Source organism: Streptomyces sp. NPDC054849, assembly GCF_053610945.1.
Window position 1 is genome coordinate 1 of record NZ_JBSGZI010000073.1, and the last position, 19,872, is coordinate 19,872.

Here is a 19,872-nt window from a genome sequence, read left to right on the forward strand (position 1 = left end):
CCGGACCTCTTCAACCGCCTCGACCGAGACAGTCACGTCGCTCATCAGGTGCTACTTCCTTGATCGGGAGTTACACCGTTGACCGTACAGACCCGATAGCGGGGGCCGATTACGGCCGCTGACGCATCGTCCGGTGCCACGAAGAACTCGACGGTGATAGCCATGACGGGATCATGGCAGGCGTGAGCGTGAAGGCGTCGGGAGTGGCGATCGGCCTAACAGCGCGCCGCTTCGGACCGCTGCTTCCTTCCCTCAAAACTTTCTGGGAATCTGGATGTGGGGGTCGTGCCTCTTTGGGTGGCCGGTAAGGAGTGAAGCCTGGGGGTTTTGGGAGGGGCTTCCTGTTCATCATGGGGCCGCGTAGTCCGGACATTGCTATCGGCAGGGTCAGGTGAAGGCCGGGGCAGGGTCTTCGTCGGTCCAGTCGCTGTCGAAGAGCGCTGCGATGAGTTGGGCGTGTTTGGGGTCGAGTTGGCCGGCGCGCATCTTGGTGCGTGTCTTGGCGAACCATGGGCCGATCTTGACGGTGTCACCGTCGACGGTGATGGTTTCGCGGGCTGTGGGGGCGCGGTGTTCGCGGTGGAGGAACAGTTCGAGGAGCTGGACGGTCTGGGCGAAGGTGCGGCGGGCTGTCGGGCGGGGGGCCAGGCTGGCGGTGGCCGGGGTGAGGCCGAGGGCTTCCAGGAGCACGTGCTGGCCGGTCTCCAGGGTGGTCCAGTGGGTGAGCTGGCGGACGGCCCAGCCTCCGAGGCTGACGCTGCCGGCGGTGGTGTCGGCGGTGAGGGGGCGGCCGGTTTCGAGGTGGTGGCGCAGCAGGTGGTATTTGCGGTGCCAGTCGGGACCGTGCGGGAGTTGCCAGTGGGGGTCGAGTGCGGCCAGGTCGGCAGCCCGCTGCGGGGCGAGCTGGTCCTTGGCGGCGTGGGAGCGCTGCTCTGCGAGCCAGGCGCCGATCGGGGTGGTGGCGGGGGCGGCGAGGTGGCCGTGTGTCGCGTGGTAGTCGGCGGCTACCGTGAGGCGGGCGCGCCATGCGGCCTGGTGTTTGTCCCAGATCATGCCGAGCGCGTCGAGTTCGGCGATCCACTCCGGGTCGAGGCGGCCGGCTGCCCGGGCGTCGCGCATCGTGTTGATGAAGCGGCCCAGCTCGAAGCCGATCGGGTCGGCGGGGACGTCGAGGTGGCCGTAGTCGTCGTGGAAGGCCTGTGCGGCGGCGAGGCCCGCGCGGCGGGAGCGGCTCAGCGGGCCGCGGGGGTTGAACGCGATCAGGTCCATGGCGCGGGCGATGCGTTCGGGGTGGAGGGTGAAGTCGAAGTGCCAGCGCTTGGAGACCAGCGCGCTGGTCTCCTTGGGGAGCCGGTTCGCCTTGTCCGGGAGCCGTTCCACGATGCGGTGGTCGTGGCTCGCCAGTGCAGTGGTGATCGCCCACACGGGCTCGTAGGCGGTGCCGAGGATGTCTTCTGGGTCGGCGTCCGGCGGGAGGTAGGCGGGGACGATCAGGGAGGCGGTCTTGCCGGAGACGTCGAGTCTCAGGGCGCGGCCGAGGGCTTGGACGCAGCGGATGACGCTGCGGGTGGGGTCGGCGAAGACGATGGCGTCGACGCTGGGGATGTCGACGCCCTCCGAGATGAGTTTCGCGTTCGTCATGATCGCGCGGGGGGCGGCGGCGAAGGCGGTGAAGATGCCGGCTCGTTCGTCGGGGGTGTGGTCCCCGTGGACGAAGAACAGGGCCGGGTCGAGGTCGGGGCACAGGTGGGGGGCGTTGCGCCTGAGCAGGCGCAGGGAGTGGCCGAGCTCGTGGGTGAACCGTGTGGCGTCCTCGACGAGGTGGAAGTACACCAGCACCCTGCGCAGGCTGTGCTGGGTCATGGCCTTGAGGACGGCCAGGTGCAGCGCGGTGGTCCGCGCCGCGGCCTCCCCAGCCCCGCCATGGGCAGTCCCTCCGCCCGCGGCCGCGGTATCGGCGGTGCCGGGTGGGGGGACGTTGAGGAGGGCGCGGAGGTCTGCGTCGGTGATCGTGGGAACTACGATCCGGTAATCCGCGGCTCTGCCGTCCGCGATGGCAGTCGCGAGAGGGTATTCGAAGATCTTCCGGCCGTAGACGGCCTCGTTGTCCATCGAGTTGGCGGACGCGTCGGCCGGCTCGGCGGCGGGGCGGTGGCGGCGCGGGCGGATCAGGCTGGCGGAGTCCGACACCTCGGGGGCGGCGAAGCTGCGCGGGGTCGCGGTCATGTAGAGGCGGCGGTCCGCCCGGATGGCCGCGCCGTCGTTGATGACCGTCCACTTCTTGTCCGGACGGCCCGCGATCCGGTGCGCCTCGTCCATGATCGCCAAATCGAACGGCGGCACCGGACGGCCGCTGTGCTGGGCGTCGCGGATCTTGTCCAGGGAGTCGTAGGTGCACACCACGGTCAGGAACGGGATCTGGTCCGGCCCTGGGCCGACCACCGACAGCAGGGCGGCCAGCGCCGCCGGATCGCCGGTCGAGCCGACCTGCGCTGCCGCGAGCGCGCCGTGGCCGGCGGCGTCCATCGAGGACACGATGATCAGGTGGTGCGCGTAGCCGTCCGCCCGCCACGCCAACGCGGTCTGCGTGGCAAGGTCCAGCGTGGGTACCACCACGAGGATTAGGCGGGCGCGCAGCGCGAGCGCCGTCCGGATCCCGACGACCGTCTTGCCTGTTCCCGTCGCCGACACGTACAGCCCGCGGGTGCCCGGACGGTGCAGGTGTCTGACCACCGTGTCGAGCCCCCGGAGCTGATCGGGGAAGAGCGCACGCCCAGGTTCGTGGGAAACGCGCGAGTCGACGACGGTGGTGGTACTCACCGGCTCATCATCACCTACACCCGACCACACACGCAGCCGGATCCGCCTGGCAGTCGGCGTGAGAATGACCTGGCCAGTCGTCACTCGCGTCAGCGACAGGTGCGCGCTGACTGTCAGTGCCAACTACCAGGTCACTAGGGATGCGCCACTGACATTCAGATGGCGATGTTCCACTGACGCTCCCCCGCAGACCATCACCCCCAGCTGGGCGTCGATCCAGCGGGCGGCGGGGGTGCTCACCTCGCTTCCTTCGAGTCGCCCGAGCTACGCGTTCCTGGTGCGCTTCCGGAGTCGGCCAGGCAGCCGCTCACCCGAACGTGGGGAGTGGGCGGCCCGGCGAGGCGCGCCACGGGCAGGGGTGTCCCCGGTGCCGGGATGGTGGGTGGAGGCCCGTACGCGAACCGTGTTCCGAAGGGAGGTCATCCTGGACGGCCCTGGGCCGGACGCTCCGGACGAGAACCCCGCTGACCGTACACCGCAGGCGTCGGAGAGCGGTTCCGGCAACCCTCCGTGGGTACTGGGTCTGCTCGCGCTCGCCACCACGCTGCTCTCGGCGGCCCTGGGTCCGCTGCTGCAGTTGTTCGGCATCAAGTCCAGCCCCGTAGCCGCCGTTCTCCTCGTGTTCGCGGTCCTGGTCGGTGGGATCGTCGCCGTCAGGAAGGAGTTCAAGGACCGCCCCACGCTGTCCCGTCGTGCGCGCTGGTTCTTCGTCGCCGGCCTGGCGGGCTTCATGCTCACCTGCGCCGCCTTGGTGGTCGTCTTCCAGCCCCGTCCGCCCCCACCCGAGCTGGTCCGGCTGCCCGGTACGCAGGACGTGGCCGTGGTCGGCTTCGAGGGCGTCGGCGCGGGCCAGGACCAGCAGGTCCTGGACGACGTGTCGGAGGCCTTCACCGCGGCCCTGTCGAAGGATCAACTGCCGGAGGGAAGCACGGCACGCGACTACGCCCGGGTGACCTCGCCTCCGCTGAGCGTGCTCGGCAAGGCGGGGCAGGACCATCGGAAGCTGGACGACTGGACGGCTGGCTTCGTCGACCAGACCAACGCCGGGATCGTCATCGGCGGCCTCGTCACCACCGACGCCTCCGGGCAGATCGGCCTCCGGCCCGCCGTCTACGTACGGGCCGCGCAGGTGGTCCACGCACCCGAACTCGCTGGCTGGTACCTCGGCGGCCAGATCTGGCTCGACCAGGACTGGAACTCCGCCACGGGCCGCGGACACGTGATCACCGAACTGGCCCGCCGGACGCACGGACTGGCCGGATTCACCCACGCCCTCGACCTCTGGCGGAGCGGCAGGGTCGCTGACGCGCGCAGTGCGCTGGACCGGCTGCTGCCGTCGGGCGTGGGCGGAACCCGGGACGACGGCGCCGAATTCGTGACGGCCGACCTGGTCCGCCTCTTCCGCGGACACTCCCTCGAGCAGGTTGCCGTCGGCCTCCCGGCCGCCGGGCGCAAGCCCTACTTCGAAGCGGCCCGCGCCGACTACCAGGCCATCGACCCGAACGGCCCGATCGCGCTGCGCGCCCGCCTCAGCCTCGCGGGTTCGCGGTACCAGCTGGCGCTCGGCCCGTCGCCGAGCTGCCACCCAGGCACGGTGGACGCCGAGGCTCTGGCCGCCTCCTCGGCAGAGCTCCGGCGGCTCGCGGCCGACAACGCCTTCTCCGAAGTCGGCCGGCTGCGGGCTTCCGTGAACCTGGCCCAGGTGGAGCAGTGCAGGGTGACGGCGCGGCTCGTCCCCGATGACGGGACAATCGGCCGGGCCCTCCAGCGCGTCCGCTCCGCCGAGGGCGGCGACGCGGTCAAGGAGCTGCGGGTGCTGGCCATCTCCGTCGCGGCGGTGCACGCCTTTGGACGCGGAGACCTGGCCGGAGCCATCTCCACCATCAAGGAGGCGATCGCGAAGGAGCGCGGGTTCGCCCGGCGCGGGCTCTGGCAGGCGCTCGCGGCCTCCTGGGAGTTCCAGCGCGGAGAACTGGACGCGGGCTGCGCGGACCTTCGGGACGCGCTCGATCAGCTCCACAAGGCCGAGACCAATAGAGAGATCACCGCGCAGCGCCACGAGGAAGTCGCGAACGCCCTCCGGCAACAGGCCACGGCCGTCGGGGCCCGGTGCGCCGGGCCGAGCGGCCGACCGTCGAAAGGACCGTGATACACGTGAGGAAGAGAACGCTGCTCCCAGGCATCGTCGTTCTGGGATGGCTCGTCACCGGGTGCGGCTCCGGCTCCCCGTCGCCGTCCGGCCCCACGGGCCCTGCCACCGGCCCGCCGACCGCCACGGTCACCACGAGCCGCCCCACCAGCGCGCCGCCCACCTCCGGCGCCCCGCGCACCTCCTCCGGCACGACCACCGACCCGGCCACGGACCTCCTACTGGCACAGCAGATCACCGTCCTCGCGGCGGGCGACGGGGCCGCCCCGGACTGCGCCGCGGACCCGGGCAGGATCCCGGGCCTCGGTGACCCGCCCTCGGTCTGGATCGGGAACATCACGGGACGGGACCCGGTCCTCACCCCCAACGAGGTGGCGCTCTGTTTGAGCGGTTTCTCGCCCGACGAGCCGGTCCGGGTGACCGTCGACGCCGGCGGCCGCCAGTACACGACCACGGCCCGGCCCACCTCCTCCGCCCTCACCCACGCGAAGCTGGAACCGGCCGATTCGCTCTTCACCGGGCGGGAGCTCACGGTGCACGGGCAGGGCGACGGCGTACTGCAGAGCGAGAAATGGTGGTTCGTGCCGCCCGACACGGCGCGCGAAGCCCTCGCCGCCGCCGGCGAACTCACGATCGAGGCGACCCAGGGAGAACTCACGGCCCGGCACAGCCATCCTGTGGAACTCCCGGACAGGACCGACCGCATGGCCCTGGACCACGGCAGCCACCGCATCCTCGTCTACGGATTCCAGCCCGGAACGCGGCTGCCCGTGGGGCTCTACGCGATCGACCCCTCCTCGGACAAGGCCTCACTCGTCCGCCAGATCGGCACGGTCCTGATGCCCCCCTCGAAGACCGCCGTCTTCACCGTTCCCGATGCCGTCGTTGAAGAGACCCGCGGCCGGGGCCGGTACTGCGTCACCGTTCCCCTGCCCGAGCAGTACAACTGCCCTGAACCCTAGGAGGGGCGCCTTTCCGATCATCGGATCGTTGGTCCGGTCGTGAGGGAAGCCGAGTTGTCTGATGCCGCGTGGGCGGTGATCGCACCGTTGTTGCCGCCAGCGGGCCGGGCTCGTGGGCGGTGGCGTGATCACCGTCAGGTGCTGGAAGGCAGCACGACCGGATCACGAGGGACACCCAGGCGCGGAGCCTGGCCCGCCCAATCACGCCTTGCGCGGCGCCAGGCGGAAGAGACCGCTGTGTGGGGGCTGCGACGGAGCGAGGTGGCCACGGCAGTGCGCACCGGTGCGGTGCGCAGTGCACGATGCACCGCACTCCCCCACCGGATGGTGCGCACCCACGCTCATCTGTCTGCGGCATCGCAGGTCAGAGAAAGGCGCAGCGGTGGGCATTTTTCGCGCCTCTCAGACGGCTCGCGACGACCTGGGCCTGGACCCGGCTCTGACGGGACGTGAGCACTCCCAGGCCACGGCAGGCGTTGCAGTGCCCTCGCTCTGTTGAGACAACTCTCTTGCAGGTAGGTGAGTGTGCTGACATGCCAGCTTGCTCGTTCTTATAAATATGGGACCGCATCTGCGGTAGGGTTCTTATACGTTTCTGTCGACTCCCGGAGGCCTCATTGACCCTGCCCCTCGTAACGCCGCCCTCAGAACCCGATGATGTACGGGTGCAGCTGGGGGGCCTGGGGACCAGGTTGGAGTTCCTGCACCGCGTCTTGCGTGCAGGCGAGGCGGCGAGGCGAACCGCTGTCCCCAACGATCCGACGGGAACGGCAGGCCGGCGGGCCTACGAGGCGCAGGTCCGCACCCTACGCGAGTTGCATATCGAGCACGAGGGGTGGGCTCGGCTCGTACATGGCCGCCTTGAGCTGGTCTGCCGCGCCGACCGGTCGGTCGCGATCGGCGTGATGGCCGGTGATGCGGCCACGGGGCAGGCGAGCCTGGACCCGAAGAACGCGCGTCGACGCGGCCTGGCCACCGAGCAGGTCACCCGGGCCAATGCAGGCGAGGGTGCCCCACATATCCAGACAGCCCTGTTCGCGGCTGACGCCGGACCCAAGGGCGTGGCACTGAGCGAGGAGGAGGCCTTCGCGCTCAAGACGTGGTTCCTGGTTGCATTCCGCACGCAGGTTGGGGACGAAGTGCGGATCGACTGTGAGTTGTCGCAGCCTAAGCGGTTCGCGGATGGTTTCGTGATCGAATGGCGACGGCGGATTCCGCTCCCTCCGCTCCGGATGGACGGAATCGAACATTTGAACGATGATGGGCCTGAAGAGATCGACATCACCGTCGACTTCCGCTGAGCCCGTCGGTAGGGCGGCTGACCCCGTCGCCCTACCGTGCACCACCGATAGCTGAGGCAGCCTCCCATGGTGACCCCGTCCCGTATCGCACTGGCCCGCAGGCGCAGGGGCCTGACCCTCGCCGAACTGTCTGAACAAGCCGGGGTGTCGCTGCAGAGCCTTTCCAACTACGAGACCGGCCGCACCTCTCCGCGTCCTGACACTCTGGCCAAGATCACCTCAGCATTGGATTTTCCCGCCGTCTTCTTCGAAGGGCCGGGGCTGGACGAATTTCCTTCCGAAGGGATCTCCTGGAGGGCTCGCAGCAAGACCTCGGCACGGGTACTGGATGCCGCGCGGGCGTCCGGAACGCTAGCTGCGATGCTGTACGACTGGATCGACGGAAGGTTCCAGCTCCCAGCCGTAGACGTGCCCTCACTGGGCAAACCTGACCCGGAAACAGCCGCCGGCATGGTCCGCACCCGATGGGGTCTGGGCGATGCGCCGGCACCCAACATGGTCCACCTCTTGGAGGCCCATGGGGTGCGCGTGTTCTCCCTGGACCCCGACCACGCCGAGGTCGATGCCTTCGCGGTGTGGCGTGACGGCGTACCCTTCGTGTTCCTCAACACACTCAAGTCGGCCGAGCGAGGCCGCTTCGACGCTGCCCACGAACTCGGGCACCTCGTCATGCACGGTAGCGAGCACGCGTGCTCCGGCCCCGAAGCTGAACGACAGGCCAATGAGTTCGCCTCTGCGTTTCTGATGCCCAGGGCCAGCGTCCTCGGGCACATGCCCTCAGGCGCGCATGTCGACCAGATCATCCGGGGCAAGCGGATCTGGAACGTGTCCGCCATGGCCTTGACCTATCGCATGCACGACCTGAGCCTCCTCACGGACTGGCAGTACCGCTCGACGTGTGCGGAGCTGAGTCGATTGGGGTACCGGTCCGACGAGCCCGAGGGCATGGGGCAGCGAGAAACGTCGCAGGTGCTGACCAAGGTCTTCACTGCGCTTCGCACAAAACACATCAAGCCTGCCGATGTTGCAGCAGAACTGGGGCTGACCGGCGAGGAACTGAACAGACTTCTGTTCGGTCTCACCCTGACCCCCCTCTCCGGTGGCCGCCAGATGGACAACTTTGCCGCACAGCGAAATCTGTCACTGGTCCCCTGACCCCATCCGTATGTGGGGCCCTCCGTCACACGCAGGCATAGCAGGTCTCAGGCGGCACGAACGCGCTGCGTAAAACCATTGCTGGTCCGCCACAGACAACGAAGGCCGACAACGCTGCCGCTCGCAATGGAGGAGTGGGGCGGCATCAGGCCGGTCGTCGAGGAACTAAAGCCTTATAGGATCAACGGTTCGGTGGGCTGCGTACTAACAGGGCTCACAGCTCGTCGGCTCGCCTACGGCTGGCGGAAGGAGGCCTTGGATGAGTGCCGGACAGGACAATCGGGGTAGCGAGCGGGACTGGTCATTCAGACACAAAGACCCATACGGCGGGTTCAATCCCTACGGGTGGAACAACACCGATCAGACACGATTCACCACGGTGTGGACGGGTGACGGTGACGACTTGGTGGATACCCTGATTGAGGCATACGGGGCTATGTGGCCCTGGGTATGCCCGCGCCGACTCCTCACGCGCCTACCAGCACTTGCCGAAGGCGTGCACGATCTTGCTCGTCGAAGATTGATCGGGCTGGGACACACCTACCGGGACCAGCCTGACATCGTCTACGAGCACGCCGCCATGTACGGGCCGTTCCACTCAGCGCGCGCCCGCCGCTCCTGGCCGGACGCACAGCCGCTGACCTGCCCCCTGTGCAAGGTTCGCTGGGGCGCGGTCCAGAGCCCATCCGTCCGGCCCCGTGGCCGTAAGGACGTACTCCTCTTTCGGGCGACCGGGAATCGCCTCCTCCGCATCTGTCCTGGCAGAGCACCACGGCCGGACCACCCCGGCCCCTGCCTCCCCGGGCCGCGACCCGCCCTCCCCCGCCCCCGGCGAACTCCCACCCGTCCCGGCTCAGCTCCGCGGGTAGCCGTGGCCCGAGCGTGAGTAGGCCGACAGCGGCTCCGACACGGTTTTCACCGTCGCGGAGCGCTGGGGCAGGCGAGGTGCAGACCAGGCCCGGTTCCAGCGCCAGGAGGCCTACCGGTCAGCCTCCGCGAACGGCTCCCCGGCCCCGTCGGACGGGCCAACCGGGCGAGGGGCCTGGCGGTGGCGGTGGACTGGCCACACCCACGCCGGCGGTGCCGGACGGCAGCTGCGATGTCACCGCCCACGTGGCACTGGATTCCTGCGCGGGGCCGGGGTCGGCGCTGCTGAGCCAGCGCGACGCCCTGACTGCTCTCGGGGTCTCCGGCGCCCGGCCGCCAGTGGCGTTGGCCTCTGCCCATCCGGCTGCGTAGGTCGGCGCTGGCCTCGGCCGGCGAGGCGGCCGAGCTCACGTCCCGCTCCGGCCTGGTGGCTGGTCCAGCCGGTCGGTCGGCATCCCGCCGTGGCCGCGGGGTGGGGACGGCGGGAGCTGGCCCCCGCCGGATACCGCACCCACCATCTAGAGCCGCTTCGCGCTGCGCAGGGTCGTCGCGTAGTAGCCGTTGCCGTCGAGGCGCGAGGTACCGCCCTTGTCACCGATGGTCGGGCCGTTGGCCTCTTCCCGGCTGGAGATGAAGATCTTGTGGCCGTCGGTGTCGGTGCCCAGGTAGATGCCCGTGTGGTCGAGACGGTCCTTGGTGCGCGCGTCGAGCTTGAAGAACAGCAGGTCGCCCGGCTGGATCACGTCGATGTTGACGGGCCGGTCCTGCGGGCCGACGCCCTTGAGGGGGAGGACGTCTGTGCCCAGGGCGGCGCGGGCCATGCCGTTCGCGGTCCGCAGCAGGCCGGAGCCGGGCTTGTCATCGGGCAGGAGCGGGTAGCGGGCCCGGTAGCCGAAGACGGTGCGGATGAAGCCGGAGCAGTCCATGGATCGGTACCGGGCCGTCTGGGCCTGCTTCTTGGTTCCGTTGCGGAAGGTGTACGGGGTGCCCAGGTAGTCGTAGAAGTCGGACTGCTCCAGGCGCAGGTCGTTGCCGGCCGAGCCGGTGGGGTTGAGCGGGCCGAAGGAGGCGTCACCCGCGTACGAGGTGCCCTGCGCGTCCTTCTTCACCGGAGCTTGGTCGCCGTATTGGAAGGCCATCGCGAAGATGTCGTCCTCCTGGCTCCCGAAGTACTTTTTGAACCACTCCCCGAACCACTGCTGGTTCTCCGCGCCCGGCTTCCACGGCTCCGGCATGAGGCGGACCCAGTTTTCGGTCACGACCCTGGTCGTGGTGTTGGCTGGCTCGGTGAACGTGCGGCTTGGCCCGGTGAGGGTGGCCGTGCGGGCGCCGTCGGTGAAGGTGGCCAGCACCTGCCCGGTGCCGTCGCGCATCACCGACCGGTCGGGGCTCTGGAGCCGTTCCCACTTCTGGGCGCCCGCCTCGCCCGCGTCGGCGCCGGCCGCGATGTTCTTGTCGTCGACGACCTGGACGGCGGGCGCCTTGGCCTGCTCCTCAGCGCGCAGTTCGTACGTGAGGTAGGCGCTGCCGGCCAGCAGCGCGAGCACGAGGGCCGCGTGCAGTGCGGAACGTGTGCGGCTCTTCGACTTGGCGGTCATGCGGGGGGCTCCGGAGCGATTGAGGACGGGCGCGGGCGCGGGTTTTTCGGGGGCTACGCGGCCGGCATGACGCCGAGCAGGATGCCGGCGGTCAGCACGACGTACGTCATGAGCGTGGTGCTGCCGGTGGCGAGCAGGGTGGCCCCCTTCGGCTGGCGGACCAGCTGGTAGCCGATCAGGCCCGGCACGATGAAGCCGAGCGTCTGGTTCGTGTAGAGGAGCGGGAATTCCATCTGGAGCACGATCACCACGGTGGCCTGGATGAGGACGCCGAGCAGCACGACGGCCGCGAACAGCCGCTTGCCGTAGAGGATCACGAAGCGCTGCACGACCAGCGTCAGCACGTAGGTCGTGACGGTCACGCCGACCACGAGGGCGGCTCGCTGGAGGTCCTCCAGGAGGGTCAGCGCCAGCCAACCGGGGGTGATCATTCCGCCGGGAGAGAGGTTGGTCGTGAGGTAGCAGACGAGCGAGAACAGCAGACCCAGGGCAATGCCGATCGCGGCGATCTCCGGGGTGAGGACGGCGGGGATCAACGAGTTTCTCCTGGCTTCTGCCACTGCCCCGGCGGGGGGCTCGGGTGGATCTGCTGCGGCTGCGACTGATGCTGCGGCCAGGCCGGTACGGGCTTGGCAGCGCCGATGCCGTAGGGGTCGGGTGCGTGGACGTGTGGCGGGGCCGCCTGCGGGGCCTGTGCGAACGGGAGCGGCACCCGCGGGGCCGGAACGTAGGAGTCGTGGCCGTTCGGGACCTGGCCTGGGACCTGCGCGTACGAGCGGCCGCCGTTCGAGACCTGCGGGTTCGTTACCTGCGCGTACGGGTCCTGCCTGTACAGGTCCTGGCCGTACGGGTCCTGGCCGTACGGGGCGTCCGCGTACGGGTCGAGGGGGCGGGTGAACTGCCCCGTCGGCTCCTCGTGCGGTACCTGGTCCCAGTCCTCGGAGTCGTCCGCGTCGTCCGCCGGCAGCTCCGCGAGGTGCTCCAGCAGTACCTCGCCCTGCCCGTGGATGTTGCCGATGGCGACGAGCGAGGAGCTGGGGCCGAGGTGCCCCAGCAGTTCCTGCATGAACTCGTCGCCGTCACGGTGGTCGCCGCCCAGGTCGACGGCGCGGTCGCGCCACTCTGCCGGGATCGCGTCGATGGCGCTCTTTGCGGGGTGGCCGATCACGAAGACCTTGTCCGGCCGCAGTTCGGGGATGATCGAACCCATCTGGCCGTTGCGCTCGACCCGGTCGGGCCGGCAGTTGATCACCACGCTCAGGGGGCGGTCCACCGCACCCAGGTCCAGCAGCTGGTTGATGTTCATCAGCGTCGACTCGGGGTCGTTCGCCGCGAAGACGTTGGCGAACCGCAGCCGCTTCCCGCCGGGGGCCAGGTACCGCTCGACCGAGAGCACACCCGGGTCCGGCGGGGCCTCGTACATCCCCTGCAGGGCGGTGTCCCGGTCGACGCCGAGGAGCTCGGCGACGAGGAGCGCGATGGCAACGTTCTCCTTGAAGGTGAACCAGCTGAAGCCGCGCAGCTCCTCGTCGCTGACCGTGTCGGGGTCGGCGTACAGCAGCCGGCAGTCGCGGGCGTCGGCCTCCTCCTGGAGGACGTCGAAGCGCTCCTTCTCGGCGGTGACGCAGATCCCGCCGTACGGCATCGACCGGGACAGGGAACGCGCGATGTCGTCGAGGGTCGGGCCCATCTCGGCGACGTGGTCCTCGCGGACGTTGCACAGGACGCCGATGGTCGACTGGATCAGCTTGGACTGGTTGATCTCCTGCAGCGCCGGCATGACCGCCATGCACTCCATGACCAGTGCGTCCGGACGGTAGGCGGAGGCGCGCCGCACGATACCGATCTGCTCCACGACGTTGGCGATGCCGAACTTGCGGTAGACGGGTTCCTCGGTGGCGTCCGGGTGGATGAACCGGGCCGCCGTGCCGGTGGTCTTGGCGACCGTGGTCAGACCGCCGCCGCGCAGCGCCCCCGCACACAGCCGGGTGATGGAACTCTTGCCGCGGATGCCGTTGACCAGCACCCGGTTCGGTATCCGGTGCAGGCTGGCGAAGTGCCGCCGCTGCTCCACGATGCCCGCGACGAGCATGATCGCGCAGCAGACGAGCAGCACGCAGTAGAGGAAGAGCACGGGAGATCAGTTCCTTCCGGCCGGGGCGGACGGCCGCCCGGCGGCCTGCTTGCGCTGCTGCTGTCGCTGCAGGAGCTGCTGGCGGATGATCTCCAGGCTGCGCGTCACGGCACCCACCTCGTCGTGGTGGCGGGGGTACAGCACCGTGCGCCTGTCGCCGTCGGCGAGGGCCTCGGCGCGCCGGGCGAGTTCGCGCAGCGGGACGACCACGATGATCCGGAGCCAGCCCAGGCAGGCCGCGCCGACCGCGAAGCCGAGCAGGCCAGCGAGGACGGTGCGGTTCTGCAGGCTGTACTCGTGGATGGCCAGGCCCTTGGCGGATTGCCAGCTGACCACGGTCCAGTCCATGGGCTTGGCGGCGCCGCCGCCCACGAACGGCGCGGCGGCCGCGATGACGTGGTCGCCGCCGCTGCGGTAGAGGATGCTGCCGGGCCGCGGGGACATGCCGACCTTGAGGGCGGAGCCTGCGACGAGGGCGTCGAGCCGCTCGTCGTCGAGCTTCTCGAAGGCGCGGTAGCCGCTGTTGGAGGCGATGATCCGGTGCTGGGAGTCGACCACCCGGATCTCTCCCAGACCCGGCCGTCTGAGCAGCGAGTTGAGGAAGTCGATGCGCAGCTCGCCGACCACCGCCGCGCCGCCTCGGCCCGGGATCAGGGCGGTCGCGACGACGACGGGTTCCTTGCCGCCGTCGTGGAGGGCGATCTGCTCCTTGCGGGGTCCCTTGCCGCTGGTGGCCTGCGGTGCGCCGCCCGCGCGGGCGAGAACCTCGCCGGTGCCGTCAAGCACGTACAGGGACGCGTAGCGCAGGTGTTCCCGGGCGGTGTGCTCCAGGACGGTGGTCATGTGCTGCGGGCTCGTGTCGTCGCCCATCAGCGAGGCGACGGACAGCAGGTCAGCCTGGCCCTCGTTGAGGGCGCGCCGGATCCGGTCGTTGAGGGTGTCGGTGCGCTCCCGCTGGTCGTTGACCAGCTGCTGCGGTACGACGACGTCTTCGTCGGCCCGGTTGACCAGCAGGCCCAGCGGCACGCACCAGGCCAGGAGCCGGACCCCGCACAGCGCGAGGAGCACGCGGGCGCCCGTACGGCGCTTTTGCCTGCCGCCGGAGACGGGCGCCGGGGCCGCGTCGTCCAGCAGTTGGCCGCGCAACTGCTCCAGGGCGGTCGCGATCCGGGCTGCCTCACTGCCGCGGGGGACGGACACCGGGCGGGTCAGGTCACCGCGGGTCAGGCGCCGGCTCTCCAGGAACAGGGCGATCAGCGGGCGCTGCACGGTGCCGAGGAGCAGGGCGACGACCAGGGCGCCGACCAGCAGCAGGGCGCCGGCCAGGACCAGCCCGGCGAAGGCGTCGGAGGTGCGCGCGGGGTTCTGCGCGACGTTGACCATGGCGACGACGGTCAGCTCCAGGCTGGTGGCGCTGGTGCCGACGCCCGGTTCGGGACCGGCGAGGCGCGCGTAGCCAGCGGCGGCGCGTTCACCGCCCCATTCGCCTCCCATCAGGCTGCCGCTGACGCCGAGAAAGCCGCCGGAGCCGGGTTCCTTCGCGGTCAGGGGGTTGGCCTTTGTTCGCTTGGCCGCCGTCTTGGCGAAGGAGTCGAGCTGCTTGATGTCGCGTTTGACGTCGGCGCGCTGGAGATCGGTGAGGACCATCTCGGGCTCGGGAATGCCGTCGTTGCTGAGTACCGTGCCGTCGGCGCCGACGACGGCGATGGCCCGGAAGTTGCCGAGGCTGATGCCGGGAAAGCGCAGGCTGCTGGAGGCGACCAGCAGCTGCTGGGGCTGGCCCTTCCAGGACAGCAGGGAGAGGGTGAGCAGCCGGGTCTCGCCGTTGGCGAGTTTGACCATACGGGGGGCCAGGCCGCTCTCGCCGGAGAGCCGGGTGCGGTCGATCGCGGTCAGGGGGAGGTTCTCGCCGCGGGCGGCCAGCAGCCGGCCCGAGCTGATCTCGACGACCGCGGTGCCGCGCCACTTCTGGTAGACGCTGCCTATCTTGTCGAGCACGGCGTCAGGGGCGACGGGCTTCCCGGTGGAGAACAGGGTCGCGGCCCGGTCGAGGTCGGTGACGCTCTCGTCCAGCGAGGCGCGCAGGGCGATCGCGCCGTCCTCGGCGAAGTGCTGCTGGGAGGTGAGCACGGCTGCGGGCAGCCGGTCCTCGCGGACGCTGCCCAGGCTCAGCGCCGTGAACCCCGCCAGGGCGAGCAGCAGCACCGACAGCACGGTGATCGGCGGCCTGATGCCGCCGATCAGTGACATGTCGGCCCTGCGGCCGGCCTTGCGCCGCCGCTTGTTGCGGGTTGCGGCCACGGCGGGGTGTCCTTCCTGGACTGAAGAGCGGGAGGTCGTACGTACGAGGGCTGGTGCGCGGGGTGGGGTCACCCGGGCAGGTCCCGCAGGGGTCGCAGTCCGTCCTTGCCGGCGCCGCGGTTGAGCATGGTGCCCTGGGTGCGCTCGAAGGCCAGGCGGTAGCGGGCGCGCTGTTCCGGCAGCAGGTTCTTGTCATTCTGGAGGGCCTCAACGACATCGACCAGGCGGTGGTCGCGTACCGGCTCGGTGTTCGTTCCGGGCAGGTCCGACCCCGGGGTGCTCTCGGGGTCCGGCGGGATGTCAGTGAAGGTGGGCACGAAACGGGCCGCGACGTCCCACGTGCCGTTCTTCTCGCTGAACTCGAACCAGCCGATGGCGCCCTCCTCGGTCAGACCGCTGGGCACATCGTGGCGGGCGAGCTGGTTGCCGAGCCCGTACGCGACCCACATGCCGTCGACCTTCTCCATCGGCTGCACGACGTGGGCGTGGTGGCCGATGACCAGGTTGATCCCGGTCTCCTTGGCGATCCGGCGAGACAGTTCCAGCTGCGGGTTGCTCGCGTTCGGCTGGTGCTCGCGGCCCCAGTGGATGGAGAGGATCACCACCTCGGCGCCGGCCGCGCGGGCCTTCTTCTCGGCCGCGGCGATGGCCTTGAAGCTGGTGAGGTTGGCCAGCCAGGGCTTGTCCTTGGGAACCTCGCGCCCGTTGAAGCCGAAGGAGAAGGAGATCTGCCCGACCTTGACACCCTTGACGTCCAGGATCAGAGGCTTGTCGTCCTCTTCCTTGCTCCGGGCGGAGCCGGTGTGCTTGAGGCCCTCCCGGTCCAGGGTGTCCAGGGTGCGAAACACGCCCTCCGGGCCGTGGTCGAGGGTGTGGTTCGAGGCCGTCGAACAGGTGTCGTACCCGATGCTCTTGATCGTCTTGGCGATCTGCGGCGGGACAAGGAAGTCGGGGTAGGTCTGGAAGGGGCCGTTCGCCCGGCCCAGGACCGGCTCCATGTGGCAGATGCCGAGGTCGGCCTTGCTGATGACCGGCTTGACCCCCGCCATGATCCGGTCGAAGTCGTACCCCGTGTGCCCGGCCGCCTTGGCGTCCCGCGCCGCCTGGTCGGTCAGCTGCGGGTGGATGAGGATGTCGCCCGCGGCGGCGACAGTGAAGGCCCGGCCCGTGCTCCCGGCGCTTCCGTCCGCCGCTTCGCCCGCCGTCGTCCCCGGCTTCTCCTGCAGGCCGCCGAGCGGGCCGCACCCCGCGAGCGAGAGGCTCAGCGGGAGGATGAGGAGCGCGGCGCGGGTCGGGATGGAGACCGGACGGGTAGGGGCGATTTTCACTCAGCTATTTTCAGCCAGTGAAGACTGTGAAGTTCACAAAGGACGTAACGATTGGCGCGATCATCTGCGGTGTGATCATGTCGCTGGTGGTTTACGCCGCTTTTGATCCGACCAATTCGACTGAAAAGGGAGCAGCGCCCTCTGCGTCACCTGTGGCGGAGGACATAGACCTGCTCGGCCGGGTCACCCGCTTCGCCGCGGAATTCGGCGCCACGGGTGGCTATCGCGCGCCCACGCAGGCCGAGAAGGCGATCATCGTCGAGGGTGTTTCTTCCCTGTTCGAGGGGAATGTCGACTCGGCGCGCACTCGGCTGGCCGAGGTGGACTACAGGCTCGACACGTTCACCGACACGGCCGGCGGACGCCGCTTCGCGGAGGTCTCCGACGCGGCGGGCCGGTCCGGCTCCGCCAACCGGGGCTGGGGTCGCGTCTACGTCGACCTCGGCGCGCGCCCGCGCTGGTCGGTCCAGGTCCCCCACCCGGTCGCCGACCAGGGCACCGAGCGGCTCGGGGTCAGGGTCCTGCGTGGCGCCCCCGGTGGGGTCATGGTCATGGCGGGGGCCCACCGTACGGCGGGGATGGGCACGGGCACCGGCGAGGCCGGAGCGGGTGACGAGGCGGACGACGGGGGCAAGGGGAACCCGGCCGACATGGCGCACCGCACCGACTCGGTCTTCCATGCCGTGATCGCCGAGCTCACCCGGCGCGGCCTGCCGGGCATCCAACTGCACGGCTTCGCCGACGACTCCATCCCCGGGACCGACTCCGTCGTCTCCACCGGCGCGGGGAGGCGGGCGGTCGAAGACGCCGAACGGCTCGCCAAGAAGCTGGACGGCCGGGGCGTCGAGGTGTGCCGAGCGTGGTCCGCCACCTGCAAGCTGTCGGGCCGGACCAATGAGCAGGGCCGGCTCGCCGCCGAGCAAGGGACCCGCTTCCTGCATGTGGAACTGAGCAGGTCCGTCCGCTCCGGGTCCCGCCGGCTGGACGAGGCTGCCCAGGCGATCGCGTACGTCACCACGAGGTGGTCGCGGGGCAACCCGTAGGAGACGGCGAAGGGGCCGGAACCCCGTGAGGATCCCTGCCCCTTCGGCGTAGGGTGCGTGACTACTGCACGACCTCCTGGCCGTGGCCCTCGTGCAGCGCGGACACCGCAACCCCGATTGGCAACACCTGCGGCACACCGCGGCCCGAGCCGGAGCGGCGGATTCTCCGGCCGCATGCGCGGCCGCGGGCAGAGACAAGGTCAGAGCAAAGCGGTGAGCGCAGCTTCGGCGCGGGCCCGCGTCTCGGCCGGAAACCTGTCGCCAGCCTCCACCAACACCTGCCGCGCGCTGTCGACCAGGCCCGGGACCGCGGCCCCTGACGGAGGCGCCTGCTGGCCCGTCTGGTATCGGCCCTCTGCCGCGGCACGTCGTGCGGGTGGCTTGCGTTTCTGGAAAGCCGCAGGTCCTCATGTCGTCAGCTGCCGGCCTCCGTGTGGAGAGCCCGTGCCATGGGAGAGGTTCCGTAAGTGACGAAGGAACGGATCTGTGTCAGGTAGACGTCCCGATCGATACGGCCGTCACCGTCCTCGTCCAGCGCGTTGAACGCAGCACCGGCGTTGGCGGCGGAGTTGCGTTGCGTAGGGCGTGGCGCAGCCGGGTGAACTCCGCCCGGTCGAGGTGACCGTCATCCGGGAGGGGATCTGGCCGGCCGACCTCCCCAAGCTCCTCTCCCCGACCGCGGCCGGCTCCGAGGGCTGGAGCAAGACCCACGCCTACACCCTCCCCCCCAGGCGGCCACCGCCCGCGCATAGCAGCCCGTCGCCGCCCTCGGCCAACTACTGAGGTTTTCGGGTTGTCGTCGGGTAGTGACGGTTGATGATCCCTGCGGTATGCCGGTGGGGTGAGGTATCCGGAGGGTGGGGGCCTGACCGCTGAGCGTCGGGCGTTTCGTGAGGGGATCCGGCTTCAGGCCGGCGAGAGGTTCGCGGCGGGTGAGAAGACCGCGGTGGTGGCGAAAGAGCTGCGGGTGAGTGTCCGGTCGGCGAAACGGGGGCGTCGTGCCTGGCGCAAGGGCGGCATGGAGGCCTTGCGCTCGGCGGGTCCGGCGAACTCCCCGACCGTCACCGATGCCCAGTTCGCTGTGCTCGAGGAAGAACTCGGCAAGGGCCCGTCGGCGAACGGCTTCGATGACGAACGCTGGACTCTGGCCCGGGTTCAGGCGGTGATCCGCCGGCGTCTGCGGGTGAGCCTGTCGGTGGTGACGGTATGACGGCTGCTGAAACGGCACGGCTGGTCCTGGCAGGCACCCGCCCGCAGAGCCCTCGAGCGTGAAGAGCACGCGGTGGAGCTGTGGAAGAAGGAGGTGTGGCCACGGGTAAAAGCCTCGCGGCGGCATGGGGGGCCTGGATCGTCTTCGAGGACGAAGCCGGATTCTCGATGACACCGCCGGTCGCCCGCACCTGGGGCCGGCGCGGACACACCCCTGTCATCCGCGTCCGTGGCAGGTCCCGCCGCCGGACCTCGGTCGCCGCGCTGTGCTGCTACAAACCCGGTGAGCAGAGCCGTCTCATCCACCGGCCCCGCACCCATCTCCTGCTCAAGGGCGCACGCAAGAGCTTCTCCTGGAAGGACTACCGCGACCTGCTGGTTCGGGCACACATCCAGCTCGACGGCCCCATCGTGGTGGTCTGGGACAACCTCAACACCCACCTGGCCGCCGGGCTGAAACGGTACGAGGCCGAGCACGACTGGCTCACCACCATCCGGCTGCCGCCGTATGCGCCCGACCTGAACCCCGTCGAGGCAGTCTGGTCACTCGTGCGCAGAGCGATGGCCAACACCGCCTTCGCCACACCTGACAACCTCGACCGCAAGCTCCGCCGCGAGTTACGCAGACGAAGATTACGTCAGGCCAGCAAGGACGAGAACAAGTCCGGTGCCCGAGGGAAGTGGAGTCAACGCCTTCCCTAGTACCGAACCAAATGAAGCTTCACGATCAACCGCTACCATCGCATGCCCAGGGGTCGATGATGTGGTGAGCAGATCACCGACTTTAATCGGCCGGCAGGAGCCATCCGCCCGGCACCAGACCTTGCCCGTGGCTGCTACGGCTCGGCGCCGACCTTGATCACCGTCCTCGTATTTCTGGCCGTCAAGGGTGAGAGCTGGGATACGGTCACCCGCCCCCGAGACCACGCCTACGACAGAAGCCGCATACGGCTGGGTGCACGGTGCTAGCGCGCCTTGGTCGTCGAGTACGACAACCGTGCCCGG

Annotated in this window: 12 protein-coding genes and 2 pseudogenes; 8 read left to right on the top strand and 6 right to left on the bottom strand. The window is 69.7% G+C overall.

Translation table 11 applies throughout. From position 1 onward, the window contains the following. Positions 1 to 387: 387 nt before the first annotated feature. Positions 388 to 2,820, bottom strand: coding sequence for a Helicase associated domain protein (locus ACWGIF_RS26515; protein WP_453501125.1), 2,433 nt, complete (start codon positions 2,818 to 2,820; stop codon positions 388 to 390). A gap of 367 nt (positions 2,821 to 3,187) precedes the next feature. Between ACWGIF_RS26515 and ACWGIF_RS26520 the strand changes: the two genes are divergently transcribed. The 5 genes and pseudogenes from ACWGIF_RS26520 to ACWGIF_RS26540 form a co-directional block, all read left to right on the top strand. Next, the gene (locus ACWGIF_RS26520; RefSeq protein WP_453501127.1) at positions 3,188 to 4,969 is read left to right on the top strand and encodes a hypothetical protein; all 1,782 of its coding nucleotides are present in this window, start codon (positions 3,188 to 3,190) and stop codon (positions 4,967 to 4,969) included. A gap of 5 nt (positions 4,970 to 4,974) precedes the next feature. After that, complete coding sequence (locus ACWGIF_RS26525; RefSeq protein ID WP_453501129.1) at positions 4,975 to 5,931, top strand: hypothetical protein; 957 nt, start codon at positions 4,975 to 4,977, stop codon at positions 5,929 to 5,931. Between the two features lie 692 nt (positions 5,932 to 6,623). Further along, on the top strand, positions 6,624 to 7,232 hold the full coding sequence (locus tag ACWGIF_RS26530; protein ID WP_453501131.1) for a hypothetical protein: 609 nt from the start codon (positions 6,624 to 6,626) through the stop codon (positions 7,230 to 7,232). Between the two features lie 66 nt (positions 7,233 to 7,298). Continuing rightward, positions 7,299 to 8,387: a helix-turn-helix domain-containing protein gene (locus ACWGIF_RS26535; RefSeq protein ID WP_453501133.1), complete on the top strand. Its 1,089-nt coding sequence runs from the start codon at positions 7,299 to 7,301 to the stop codon at positions 8,385 to 8,387. A 1,080-nt stretch (positions 8,388 to 9,467) separates the two neighbouring features. Next, positions 9,468 to 9,681: pseudogene (locus tag ACWGIF_RS26540) on the top strand (SAM-dependent methyltransferase); the annotation flags it as partial. Between the two features lie 91 nt (positions 9,682 to 9,772). On the opposite strand, the gene ACWGIF_RS26545 reads toward ACWGIF_RS26540, so the two are convergent. The 5 genes from ACWGIF_RS26545 to ACWGIF_RS26565 all read right to left on the bottom strand — a co-directional run bounded on the left by ACWGIF_RS26545 (position 9,773) and on the right by ACWGIF_RS26565 (position 16,609). Further along, positions 9,773 to 10,852: an NlpC/P60 family protein gene (locus tag ACWGIF_RS26545; RefSeq protein WP_453501135.1), complete on the bottom strand. Its 1,080-nt coding sequence runs from the start codon at positions 10,850 to 10,852 to the stop codon at positions 9,773 to 9,775. A 53-nt stretch (positions 10,853 to 10,905) separates the two neighbouring features. Beyond that, complete coding sequence (locus tag ACWGIF_RS26550) at positions 10,906 to 11,388, bottom strand: poly-gamma-glutamate biosynthesis protein PgsC/CapC (protein WP_453501137.1); 483 nt, start codon at positions 11,386 to 11,388, stop codon at positions 10,906 to 10,908. Further along, positions 11,385 to 12,986: a poly-gamma-glutamate synthase PgsB gene (gene pgsB / locus ACWGIF_RS26555; RefSeq protein WP_453501139.1), complete on the bottom strand. Its 1,602-nt coding sequence runs from the start codon at positions 12,984 to 12,986 to the stop codon at positions 11,385 to 11,387. Before pgsB ends, ACWGIF_RS26550 begins: the two co-directional genes overlap by 4 nt. Positions 12,987 to 12,992: 6 nt before the next feature. Beyond that, positions 12,993 to 15,236 (bottom strand): HAMP domain-containing protein, encoded by a 2,244-nt coding sequence (locus tag ACWGIF_RS26560; RefSeq protein WP_453501164.1) that lies wholly within the window; start codon positions 15,234 to 15,236, stop codon positions 12,993 to 12,995. A 119-nt stretch (positions 15,237 to 15,355) separates the two neighbouring features. Further along, positions 15,356 to 16,609 (bottom strand): CapA family protein, encoded by a 1,254-nt coding sequence (locus ACWGIF_RS26565; protein ID WP_453501166.1) that lies wholly within the window; start codon positions 16,607 to 16,609, stop codon positions 15,356 to 15,358. Positions 16,610 to 16,767: 158 nt separating this feature from the next. Here ACWGIF_RS26565 and ACWGIF_RS26570 point away from each other — a divergent pair, with 158 nt between their 5' ends. The 3 genes and pseudogenes from ACWGIF_RS26570 to ACWGIF_RS26580 all read left to right on the top strand — a co-directional run bounded on the left by ACWGIF_RS26570 (position 16,768) and on the right by ACWGIF_RS26580 (position 19,569). Further along, the gene (locus ACWGIF_RS26570) at positions 16,768 to 17,658 is read left to right on the top strand and encodes a hypothetical protein (RefSeq protein WP_453501141.1); all 891 of its coding nucleotides are present in this window, start codon (positions 16,768 to 16,770) and stop codon (positions 17,656 to 17,658) included. A gap of 585 nt (positions 17,659 to 18,243) precedes the next feature. Next, complete coding sequence (locus ACWGIF_RS26575) at positions 18,244 to 18,441, top strand: hypothetical protein (protein ID WP_453501143.1); 198 nt, start codon at positions 18,244 to 18,246, stop codon at positions 18,439 to 18,441. 58 nt (positions 18,442 to 18,499) lie between these two features. Then, a pseudogene (locus ACWGIF_RS26580) lies at positions 18,500 to 19,569 on the top strand (IS630 family transposase). Positions 19,570 to 19,872 lie beyond the last annotated feature (303 nt).